This window comes from Mesorhizobium sp. M4A.F.Ca.ET.022.05.2.1 (assembly GCF_003998845.1).
Taxonomy (GTDB): Bacteria; Pseudomonadota; Alphaproteobacteria; order Rhizobiales; family Rhizobiaceae; genus Mesorhizobium.
On sequence record NZ_RZOJ01000174.1, the window covers coordinates 1 to 11,379 of the forward strand.

10 protein-coding genes are annotated in these 11,379 nt (G+C 63.9%); 7 read left to right on the forward strand and 3 right to left on the reverse strand.

Translation table 11 applies throughout. From position 1 onward, the window contains the following. Window positions 1-1,012: sigma 54-interacting transcriptional regulator (locus tag EN745_RS19135; protein ID WP_127422007.1), on the forward strand; the 1,012-nt coding region annotated here is incomplete at its 5' end. 45 nt (window positions 1,013-1,057) lie between these two features. Here EN745_RS19135 and EN745_RS19140 read toward each other — a convergent pair. Beyond that, window positions 1,058-1,948, reverse strand: coding sequence for an NAD(P)H-binding protein (locus EN745_RS19140; protein ID WP_126054613.1), 891 nt, complete (start codon window positions 1,946-1,948; stop codon window positions 1,058-1,060). Between the two features lie 115 nt (window positions 1,949-2,063). Here EN745_RS19140 and EN745_RS19145 point away from each other — a divergent pair, with 115 nt between their 5' ends. The 6 genes from EN745_RS19145 (at window position 2,064) to hflX (ending at window position 9,468) form a co-directional block, all read left to right on the forward strand. Next, entirely contained in the window at window positions 2,064-2,882 is an 819-nt protein-coding gene (locus tag EN745_RS19145; protein ID WP_127422008.1) for an AraC family transcriptional regulator, read from the forward strand. Window positions 2,883-3,086: 204 nt separating this feature from the next. Then, window positions 3,087-5,378, forward strand: coding sequence for a PAS domain-containing sensor histidine kinase (locus EN745_RS19150; RefSeq protein WP_189363089.1), 2,292 nt, complete (start codon window positions 3,087-3,089; stop codon window positions 5,376-5,378). Then, window positions 5,368-6,729, forward strand: a complete 1,362-nt coding sequence (locus EN745_RS19155) for a sigma-54 dependent transcriptional regulator (protein WP_127422010.1) — start codon at window positions 5,368-5,370, stop codon at window positions 6,727-6,729. Before EN745_RS19150 ends, EN745_RS19155 begins: the two co-directional genes overlap by 11 nt. 99 nt (window positions 6,730-6,828) lie before the next feature. Then, complete coding sequence (locus EN745_RS19160; RefSeq protein ID WP_127422011.1) at window positions 6,829-7,692, forward strand: D-amino-acid transaminase; 864 nt, start codon at window positions 6,829-6,831, stop codon at window positions 7,690-7,692. A gap of 144 nt (window positions 7,693-7,836) precedes the next feature. Continuing rightward, on the forward strand, window positions 7,837-8,082 hold the full coding sequence (hfq, locus tag EN745_RS19165; RefSeq protein WP_066989720.1) for an RNA chaperone Hfq: 246 nt from the start codon (window positions 7,837-7,839) through the stop codon (window positions 8,080-8,082). Continuing rightward, a complete protein-coding gene (hflX, locus tag EN745_RS19170; RefSeq protein ID WP_126054609.1) occupies window positions 8,083-9,468 on the forward strand; it encodes a GTPase HflX in 1,386 nt (461 codons plus the stop codon). It begins immediately after the preceding gene. A gap of 6 nt (window positions 9,469-9,474) precedes the next feature. Here hflX and mazG read toward each other — a convergent pair whose 3' ends face one another. Together mazG and EN745_RS19180 are read right to left on the reverse strand one after the other, a co-directional pair. Continuing rightward, window positions 9,475-10,299 carry a nucleoside triphosphate pyrophosphohydrolase gene (gene mazG / locus EN745_RS19175; RefSeq protein WP_127422012.1) on the reverse strand — a complete coding sequence of 275 codons (825 nt, stop codon included), beginning with the start codon at window positions 10,297-10,299 and terminating at the stop codon, window positions 9,475-9,477. Window positions 10,300-10,382: 83 nt separating this feature from the next. Further along, window positions 10,383-11,379, reverse strand: a 997-nt coding sequence (locus EN745_RS19180; RefSeq protein WP_145992068.1) for an amino acid aminotransferase, incomplete at its 5' end; no start/stop codon positions are given.

An 11,379-nucleotide genomic window follows, 5' to 3' on the forward strand; every position in this document is an offset into this window, starting at 1 on the left:
CATCTACCGCATGCTGGCCCGCATGATGCAGACCGACCTCACGGTGATGATCAGCGGCGAATCCGGCACCGGCAAGGAGCTGGTGGCCCGCGCGCTGCACGAATATGGCCGCCGCCGCGGCGGCCCGTTCGTTGCCATCAACATGGCGGCGATCCCGCGCGACTTGATAGAATCGGAACTGTTCGGTCACGAGAAGGGCGCCTTCACCGGCGCGCAGAACCGCTCCACCGGTCGCTTCGAGCAGGCCGAAGGCGGCACGCTGTTCCTCGACGAGATCGGCGACATGCCGATGGAGGCGCAGACACGCCTGCTGCGCGTGCTGCAGCAAGGCGAATATACGACCGTCGGCGGCCGCACGCCGATCAAGACGGACGTTCGCATCGTCGCCGCCACCAACAAGGACCTGCGCACGCTGATAAACCAGGGGCTGTTCCGCGAGGACCTGTTCTACCGCCTCAACGTCGTGCCGCTGAGGCTGCCGGCGCTGCGCGAGCGCTCCGAGGACATTCCGGACCTGGTGCGGCATTTCTTCAAGCAGGGCGCCAGCGAGGGGCTGCAGACCAAGCGCATTTCCTCCGGCGGCATCGAGTTGATGAAGCGCTACCCCTGGCCGGGCAATGTGCGCGAGCTGGAAAACCTGATCCGCAGGCTGGCCGCGCTCTATTCTCAGGATGAGATCTCGTCCGAGATCATCGAGGCCGAGCTCAAGACCGGCGAGCGGCCGGTAGTCCCCGGCGGCGGCAATCTCATTCCCGACGATCTCTCCATCGGTCAGGCGGTGGAGCATTTCCTGCAGCGCTATTTTGCTTCGTTCGCCGGTGATCTGCCGCCGGCTGGCCTGTACCAGCGCATCCTCGCCGAGGTCGAATACCCGCTGGTCCTTGCTTCGATGACGGCGACGCGCGGCAACCAGATCAAGGCGGCTGAGCTCCTGGGGCTCAACCGCAACACGCTGCGCAAGAAGATCCGCGAGCTTGGCGTCAACGTCTACAAGTCCTCGAGGCAGATCTAGCCGGAGATTGGCTCCCGAGCCGGCGCCATGCTGCCGCGCGACTGCTCAAAGATGATCGCGCAGCGTGTCGGCGATCATCGCGTCCAGGCTGCTGGCGGTTACGCCAAGAAGATGCTCGGTGTCGGAGGAGTCGACCAGCAGCGGGCGGTCGAAGAGGTAGCGCATCTCCACGGCCTCGTGCAGGCCCAGAGCCTCCATTTCGGAGACGGAATAGGAGTGCAGATCCGAAAGCTCCCTGCCGAGCATCGCGGCTGTTTTCCGCATGAGTTCACGGGGCGAGGCATATTGCGAGGGCACGTGGAATGCCCGTCCCCATTCGCCCGTGTAACGGGACGACGCCACAAGCGTCCTGGCCACATCCTTCGTGAACGTCCACGCGTGAGCAGCATCGAGGTTTCCCACGAACGAGACGGGTTTGCCCTCGACGACGGAGGGCAGGGCCAGCAGCGAGAAGTAGCTGATCGCGCCATGTCCAAGATAGTCACTGGACCGCACTTCGATGGCTGGTGCATCGGCGCGGCGTGCTCGTTGCCACATTATCGTGCGGGTCGTACCTTTCCTTGATGTCGGATCGAGCGGCAAGTCCGGGTGCAGCGGACTTTCGGCGTTCTCACCATAGCCGTAGAGGTTTCCGAGCAGGATAATTTTCGCGCCGGCGGCTTCCGCCGCGCGCACCGTGCCGTCGAGGATGGGGAAAAAGTCGGTCGGCCACCGATCATAGGCGGCCATGGCGCACATGAAGATCGCATCGGCGCCTCGGGCCATGCGCGACAGCTCGGCGGCATCCGCGGCGTCGGCCTGTACCGCGCGGACGCCGGGCAAATCGATGGAACCCAAGCTCCTGCTGGTGAGGACGACATTATTTCCTTCCTCACCGAGCAGCCGAGCCGTTTCGCGTCCAACCGGCCCTGCGCCGACGACAACATAGTAACCCATATCAACCTCTTTGCATTGGCAACGAGGCTGGGGTTTAGGGGGCGCCGGCATTGAAAGTCGCGCAGGAACCGCCAAATCTTGGACAGGTTTTGCTATGAATTCGAGGCCTACCTGCATGCACGCACAGCTCGATCCCGACCAGGTCCCGACGGGCATAACAATGGTTTCGAGGCATGTCGAAGCAGGCGCCTTCAGGCTGCCGCGAGCGCATCACCACAGGATCATGGTTCACGCCAGCGCGGCCACCCATTCTTATTGCAGTGACGTTGGACGACACTTTCTGCGGCGTGCTGGCGACATCGACTTCGTGCCCGCTGACCAGGAGGGCGGTTTCGAGGCGGAAACCGCGTTCCGCACAATCGAGGTTCGCCTGCCGTCCGCCTTGCTCGAAGACGTCGCGCGGCAGGTGGGAGGCACAACAATGCGCCGGCTCGACACGCGCCATCTTGTCCGGGATGAGCGGATCGAACATCTCGTGCGAGCGCTCAAAAGCGGTCACGACACAGGCGCGCCGACCGAACCCCTGTTCATCGAAAGCCTCGGCGTTGCGCTTGCGGTGCGGCTGCTGGGCCTCGGCGATCGGGAGACCGATCGACCCGTCCGGTTGTCGAACACTCAGCTCAGGCACGTCCTGGAGCATATCGATGCTCACCTTCATGAGCCGCTAACGATTGACAGGCTGAGCCGCGTTGCCAACGCCAGCAGTTCCCATCTCAGGACATGGTTCAAGGCGGCGACAGGTATGACCGTTCACCGCTACGTCCTACGGCGCCGGGTCGAGCGCGCCCGCTCTCTGTTACTAGACGGCGGCCTCAGCACCAGCGAGGTGGCACATCAGGCAGGCTTCGCGCACCAATCGCATATGGCATATTGGATGCGTCGCGAGATCGGGCAAACGCCACGCGGCTTGCGGCGCGGGCGGATGGCGAGTTGAATGCCGGCCAGCACGCACGGCGGAGGCTCGTCCGCCCGTTGCCGGCATGTCCGCAGACCTTTAGGGCGACTCTGATCGACCCTGGCCGGATGGTCCTTCCAGCAGAATAAGCCGGGGAAAGATTTCCGTCCTGGCCACACTTGTTGCATAATCGCCACAATGCGTTGCATACATCCGACGCAAGCAATGACTCTAAACGGCGATATGGCTTCCCAGGCCCCGACACTGAACGAACCGCTTTTCAGCAAGCCCGGCGTTGAGGACAGACGCCGGCTGCTGGCGTTGCCCGGCGTGCTGGCGATTGCCGGCGCTTTGATCACGGCGGCGATCTCCTTTGCGATTCTGGTCGGCGCGACGCCGATCGCGCCGGATGCAAAAGCCACGATGGCGCTGATCGCGCTCAACGCTGTCTTCGTTCTATTCCTGATTGCGTTGATCGGCCGCGAGGTTCACCGCATTGTGATGGCGCGGCGGCACGGCAAGGCGGCCTCACGGCTGCATGTGCGCATCGTTGCGATGTTCGCTCTGGTCGCCGCCATTCCCGCCATCATGGTGGCCATCATCGCCTCGATCACACTCGACATCGGCCTCGACCGCTGGTTCGAGATCCGCACCAAGACGATCGTCAATTCCTCGCTGTCGATCGCCGACGCCTATGTGCAGGAAAATGCCCGCAACCTGCAGGGCACGACGTTGTCGATGGCCTATGATCTCGATGCCTCGCGCACGCTCTATGGCCTCGACCGTACCGGTTTCCTCGATCTGATGAACAAGGAAGCGGTTGGCCGCTCGCTGGCGCATGCCGCACTGATCAAGCCCGACGGCTCCTTTGTGATGAGCGCCAAGACCGATGCCGACTTCGCCATGCCGGAGCCCCCGCCGGGCGCGGTGGAAACGGCGTCCGACGGCAGGCCGGTTCTGATCGAGCCGCGAACCCGCAACATCATGGGCGCCATCGTCAAGTTGCGCGAGATCGAAGGTCTTTATCTCTACACCATCCGGCTGGTCGATCCCGATGTGATCAAGGCACGGCAGATCGTGCGGTCCAACAGCGACGAATACCGCAACCTGCAAGACAACCGCCGCACCTCACAGGTGGCCTTCGCGCTGCCTTACCTGTCGCTGACGCTGATCGTCATCCTGTCGGCGATCTGGACGGGCATAGCGGTCGCCGACCGGCTGGTGCGGCCGATCCGCCAGTTGATCGGTGCCGCCGACGAGGTCGCGACCGGCAATCTCGATGTCGCCGTGCCCGTCAGACTTTCCGACGGCGACGTCGCCTCGCTCGGCGACACCTTCAACAACATGATCCTGGAGCTCAAATCGCAGCGCAACGAGCTGCTCTCCGCCAAGGATTTGATCGACGAGCGCAGGCGCTTTTCGGAAGCCGTGCTGGCAGGCGTCACCGCCGGCGTCATCGGCGTCGATCCCTATGGCATCATCACCATCGTCAATCGCTCGGCAGAAACCATGCTTGCGATCTCGGCCAGCGCCGCGCTCGGGCAGAACCTGTCCGCCGTGCTGCCGCATGTCGGCCGCGTCTTCGAAATCGGCCGCAAATCGGGCAAGCCGGTCTATCGCGAGCAGGTGACCTTCTACCGTGGCGGCGCCGAGCGGACCTTCAACGTGCAGATAACCATCGAGGCGGGCGATGACGGCTCGGAGGAAAAATCCTATGTCGTGACGGTCGACGACATCACCGACCTTGTGCAGGCGCAGCGCTCTTCGGCCTGGGCCGACGTGGCCAGGCGCATCGCCCACGAGATCAAGAACCCGCTGACGCCGATCCAGCTCTCGGCCGAGCGCATCAAGCGCCGCTACGGCAAGGTCATCACCGAGGACCGCGAGGTCTTCGACCAATGCACCGACACGATCATCCGCCAGGTCGAGGATATCGGCCGCATGGTCGACGAATTCTCGGCCTTCGCGCGCATGCCGAAACCGGAGATGAAGGCCATCGACCTGCGCGAATCGCTGCGCGAAGCCTCGTTCCTGGTCGAGGTCAGTCGTTCAGACATCGCTTTCGAGCGCGATTTCGGCAGCGAACCACTGAAGGGCACCTTCGACAGCCGGCTGATGGCGCAGGCCTTCGGCAACGTCATCAAGAACGCCGCCGAGGCCATTGACGGACTTGAAGCAAAAGATCGTTCGGACGGCACAATCCGGATTCAAGCCGGACGTCAAAATGGCGCCATCCGAATCGATGTCATCGACAATGGCAGGGGACTGCCGCGCGAGAATAGGCAGCGGTTGCTCGAGCCCTATATGACGACGCGCGAAAAAGGCACTGGCCTTGGCCTCGCTATCGTCAAGAAGATCGTGGAGGACCATGGCGGCCGGCTCGAACTCAACGATGCGCCGGCGGATTTCCACGGTGGCCGCGGCGCGATGATCTCGATCATCCTGCCGCCGGCTTCGGTCGTTGCCACGCCGCCTCGCGGCGAAGGCCGGAACGAACACGAAAGAGAAACTGAAAAGGTCGGTAATGGCGTCTGACATTCTCATCGTCGATGACGAGGAAGACATCCGCGAGCTCGTCGCAGGCATCCTGAGCGACGAAGGTCACGAAACCCGCACGGCGTTCGACGCCGACAGCGCGCTTGCAGCAATTGCAGATCGCGCGCCGAGGCTGATCTTCCTCGACATCTGGCTGCAGGGCTCGCGCCTGGACGGCCTCGCGCTGCTGGACGAGATCAAGACGATGCATCCCAACCTCCCGGTGGTGATGATCTCCGGTCACGGCAATATCGAAACGGCGGTTTCCGCCATCCGCCGCGGCGCCTACGATTTCATCGAGAAGCCGTTCAAGGCCGACCGACTGATCCTGATCGCCGAGCGCGCGCTCGAAACCTCGAAGCTGAGGCGCGAGGTCTCCGACCTCAAGCAGCGCAGCGGCGAGACCTTCGACCTGATCGGCATGTCTTCGGCGATGAGCCAGTTGCGCCAGACCATCGAACGCGTCGCGCCGACCAACAGCCGCATCATGATCGTCGGCCCGTCCGGTTCCGGCAAGGAGCTGGCGGCGCGCGCCATCCATGCGCTGTCGACGCGCAAGGCCGGACCGTTCGTGACGCTGAGCGCGGCCACCATCACGCCCGAGCGAATGGAGATTGAACTGTTCGGCACCGAATCGAACGGCACCGAGCGCAAGGTCGGCGCACTGGAAGAGGCGCATCGCGGCATCCTCTACATCGACGAAGTGGCCGACATGCCGCGCGAGACGCAGAACAAGATCCTGCGCGTGCTGGTCGAGCAGCAGTTCGAGCGGGTAGGGGGCACCAAGCGGGTCAAGGTCGATGTCCGCATCATCTCGTCCACCTCGCAGAACCTGGAGGCGATGATCGCCGACGGCCGCTTCCGTGAGGACCTCTATCACCGCCTGGCAGTGGTTCCGGTCATGGTGCCGGGGCTGGCCGAGCGACGCGAGGACATTCCCTATCTGGTCGACAATTTCATGAAGCAGATCGCGCGCCAGGCCGGCATCAGGCCGCGCCGCATCGGCGACGACGCACTCGCCGTGCTGCAGGCGCATAACTGGCCGGGCAATGTCCGGCAGTTGCGCAACAATGTCGAACGGCTGATGATCCTGGCGCGCGGCGAGGATGTCGACGCCCCGATCACCGCCGATCTGCTACCGTCGGAGATCGGCGACGTCATGCCGCGCACGCCCAACCAATCGGACCAACACATCATGGCGCTGCCGCTGCGCGAGGCGCGCGAACAGTTCGAGAAGGACTACCTGATCGCCCAGATCAACCGCTTCGGCGGCAACATCTCGAAGACCGCCGAGTTCATCGGCATGGAGCGCTCCGCCCTGCACCGCAAGCTGAAGTCGCTGGGCGTCTGAGGACAGCTGTACTTGATCCAGCGGCGCCCAGCCGGCCGATTGCCGGTTACGGCCGCGGCGGAATCGCTTAAACAAACCGAAAGTCTTCAGGGGTGATCCATGCCGCGCATTGCCTATGTGAACGGGCGCTATGTCGCTCATGCCGACGCTTCGGTGCATATCGAGGATCGCGGCTATCAGTTCGCCGACGGCGTCTATGAGGTCTGCGAGGTGGCTCGCGGCTTCATTGTCGACATGCCGCGCCATCTCGGCCGGCTGAGCCGGTCGCTTTCCGAACTGTCGATCGACTGGCCGGTGACGCAGCGTGTGCTGCCGCTCATCCTGCGCGAGGTGGTGCGCCGCAACCATGTCGTCAACGGCCTCGTCTATGTCCAGGTGACGCGTGGCGTCGCCAGCCGCGAGTTCGTTTTCCCGGGGCCCGGTACCACGCCGTCGCTGGTGGTGACCACGAGGAAGGCGGACCCCGCCACTGCCGCCAGGCGCGCAGAGACCGGCATAAAGGTCATCACCGTGCCGGAGAACCGCTGGGACAGGGTCGATATCAAGAGCACGGGCCTGCTGCCCAACGTGCTGGCCAAGCAGAAGGCCAAGGAAGCCGGCGCCCAGGAGGCGTGGTTCGTCGACACCGACGGCATGGTCACCGAGGGCGGCTCCTCCAACGCCTGGATCGTCACCAGGGACGGCGTGCTAGTGACGCGGCCGGCCGAGCACGGGATCCTGCGCGGCATCACCCGCACGACGCTGTTCGACGTTGCCGCCAAACTCGGCCTGACGATCGAGGAGCGCAAGTTTTCGGTCGCCGAGGCCAAGGCGGCGCGCGAGGCCTTCATCAGTTCCGCGACCACGATTGCCATGCCGATCGTGGCAATCGACGGTGCTCCGGTGGCCAATGGCCACCCCGGTTCCGTGACACTTTCGTTGCGCCAGGCCTTTTTTGACGTTGCGGAAAAAAGTCCGGCCTGATAACCGCAAAGATGGAATGAAAATCAATATATCTCGTTCTGCTTGTCGTTATTGACGGCAAGAGGGTGTTTGCGCGCTTGACATGTGCCGGATAAATTGGCGCATTGGCTGCAAACCGAAGGGGATCGGCGAAAGACAAGAACAATGGCGGAACGATCGCAAAACCTTCAGGACCTGTTCCTGAATTCAGTTCGCAAGAGCAAAAATCCACTCACCATCTTCCTCATCAACGGCGTGAAGCTGACTGGCGTGGTCACCTCGTTCGACAATTTTTGTGTGTTGTTGCGGCGTGACGGCCATTCCCAGCTCGTTTACAAGCACGCCATTTCCACGATCATGCCGAGCCAGCCGGTTCAGATGTTCGATGGCGAGGAAGGCCAGGGCGCCTGATTGGCACGTGAGAAAGACGCGGACCGCAGCGTCCGCGGGAAACCATCACATCAGCTGAGGCCGGAAGACAAAGCTCCGACCCGGGCCATTGTTATTGTGCCCGTGCTTACCCGCCAGCCGCGAGGCGAGGACGAGACCAATCGGCCGCGTCTGACGCGTTCCGCGGAGGCCCGCCACGATGAAGCAGTCGGCCTCGCCGGCGCCATCGACCTCGATCCGGTCCATAGCGCGGTGGTGACCGTCACCGATCCGCGCCCGGCCACCTTGCTCGGCAGCGGCAAGGTGGCGGAATTCGCCGATATCGTGAAGGAGCGCCACGCGGAACTGGTCATCGTCGACCATCCGCTGACGCCGGTGCAGCAACGCAATCTCGAAAAGGAATTCAACGCCAAGGTGCTCGACCGCACCGGGCTGATCCTGGAGATCTTCGGCGAGCGCGCGCGCACCAAGGAAGGCACGCTGCAGGTCGAGCTTGCGCATCTCAACTACCAGAAGGGCCGCCTGGTGCGGAGCTGGACCCACCTTGAGCGCCAGCGCGGCGGCGCCGGCTTCCTCGGCGGTCCCGGCGAAACGCAGATCGAATCCGACCGGCGGCAGTTGCAGGAAAAGATCATCAAGCTGAAGCATGAGCTGGAAACTGTGCGCCGCACCCGCGACCTGCACCGTGCCAAGCGCAAGAAGGTGCCGTTCCCGGTTGTGGCGATCGTCGGCTACACTAATGCCGGCAAGTCGACGCTGTTCAACAAGCTGACCGGGGCAGGGGTGCTGGCCGAGGACATGCTGTTCGCCACGCTTGACCCGACGCTGCGCCGCGTGCGCCTGCCACATGGCACACCCATCATCCTGTCCGATACGGTCGGCTTCATCTCGGACCTGCCGACGCATCTTGTTGCCGCCTTCCGGGCGACGCTGGAAGAGGTGGTCGAAGCCGACCTCGTCATCCACCTGCGCGACATCTCAGACCCCGATACGGCGGCGCAGGCCGAGGATGTCGAGCGCATCCTTGCCGATCTTGGCGTCGATGCCAGTGACGCCAAGCGCGTCATCGAGGTCTGGAACAAGATCGACCTGCTCGACGAGAGCAACCGGGAGCGGTTACTGGCCGATGGCGCCGCCACCAAGGCGCCGCCGGTCGCCATATCGGCGGTCACCGGCGAGGGCATCGATGCGCTGAAGGCGCTTATCGAAACAAGGATGTCGGGTGAACTGGAAACGACGACGCTGACGCTGACGCCAGCCCAGTTTGGCCTTGTCGACTGGATCTACCGCAACGGCGACGTCGTTTCGCGGGTCGACAATGAGGATGGCAGCGTCACCATTTCGCTCAATGCCACGCACAGCTCACGGCAAGAGATCGAGAGCCGATTGCACCGTAAGAACAATTAAGCCTGGTTATTTCGCGCCCTTGGCCTGCTGCCAGAGCGCTTCCATCTCATCCAGCGTCGCCTTTTCCAACGTGTTGCCGGAGGCTTCCAGCGCTCGCTCGACATAGTGGAAGCGGGTGCGGAATTTCTCATTGGTGCCGCTGAGTGCTGCCTCGGCGTCGAGCTTGAGGTGGCGGCCGAGATTGACGATGGCAAACAGCAAGTCGCCGAACTCGTCCTTGATCGGTGCTGCGTCGCCTTTGGCCAAAGCCTCGCGCAGTTCGCCGATCTCCTCCTCGATCTTGTCGAGAATGGGCGCCGCCTCGCTCCAGTCGAAGCCGACGCGAGCCGCCTTTTCCTGCAGCTTGAGCGCCCGGGTCAGCGCAGGCAGCGCCACCGGCACGCTGTCGAGGAACCCCTTGCCATTGTCTTCTGGGTCGAGCCCGCGGGCGAGGCGCGCATCGCGCTTCTCCGCCTTCTCCACCGCCTTGATTTTTTCCCACATGCCCTTTGCCATGCCGGCGCTGCGCGCCTCCTCGTCGCCGAAGACGTGCGGATGGCGCCGGATCATCTTGGTGGTGATCGCCTCGACGACGTCGCCGAAGGCGAATTCGCCAGCCTCCTCAGCCATTTGCGCGTGGTAGACAACCTGCAGCAGCAGGTCGCCGAGCTCCTCGCGCAGGTCGTCGAGATCGCCGCGCGCAATGGCATCCGCCACCTCGTAGGCTTCCTCGATCGTGTAGGGCGCGATGGTCGAGAAATTCTGCTCGATATCCCAGGGGCAGCCGGTCTTGGGCGCCCTTAGTGCCGCCATGATCTCGATCAGCCGGGAAATGTCCTTGGAGGGTTTCATCAGGCCGATGCTATCCTTGCGCCCATCGCGCGGCCAACGCTGGCAGCCGACGCGAGGGCGGTTGTCCACAGCTGCGCGGCGGCTCAGTCCAGAACCGATACGATCGCCTTGGCGAGCGCGTCCATCCCGTCCTCGGGCAGGCCGGCCACGTTGATGCGGCTGTCGCCGACCATATAGACGGCGTGCTCGGTGCGCAGCCGCTCGACCTGAGCTTCCGAAAGGCCTAGGCGCGAGAACATGCCGCGATGGCTGGCGACGAAATCGAAACGGTCGGAATTGGACTGCCGGCGCAGCGCCTCGGCGAAGCCGACGCGCAGCCGCAGCATGCGCAGCCGCATCTCCTCTAGTTCCGCCTGCCAGTCCGCGCGCAAAGCGGCGTCTTCCAGCACGATGCGTACCGCCGCCGCGCCATGGTCCGGCGGCATCGAATAGAGTGCGCGCGCCGCAGACAGCATCTGGCTCATCGCCACATCGGCCTGCGCACTGTCCTTGGCCAGGATCATCGCAGCGCCGACGCGGTCGCGGTAGACGGCAAAGTTCTTCGAGCAGCTCGAGGCGACGACCATTTCCGGGGCTCTTGCCGCGAGCAGCCGCAGGCCCGCGGCGTCGGCGTCGAGGCCCTCGCCAAAGCCCTGGTAGGCAATGTCGACGAAGGGCAGCAGGCCGCGCTCGACGACCAGGTCGGCGACCTCGGCCCACTGCGCGGCATCGAGATTGGCGCCGGTCGGATTGTGGCAGCAGCCATGCAGCAGCACCACGTCGCCGCGCTCAGCCGTCCGCAGGGCCGCCACCATGTCCTTGAAGCGCACCGAGCCGGAAGCGGCGTCGAAGTAGGGATAGTCGCGGATCTGCAGACCGGCGGCGCGCATCACCGGCATGTGGTTCGGCCAGGTCGGATCGGACAGCCACACCGTCGCGCCGGCACGGGTACGTTGCAAAAGCTCGGCCACGAGCCTGAGCGCGCCAGAGCCACCCGGCGCCTGCGCCGTGCGGATGCGCGACAGGTCCGCATTGTCACCAAAGGTGAGCTTGGCCATCGCCGTGTCGAAGGCAGTGTCGCCAGCAAGGCCGAGATAGGTC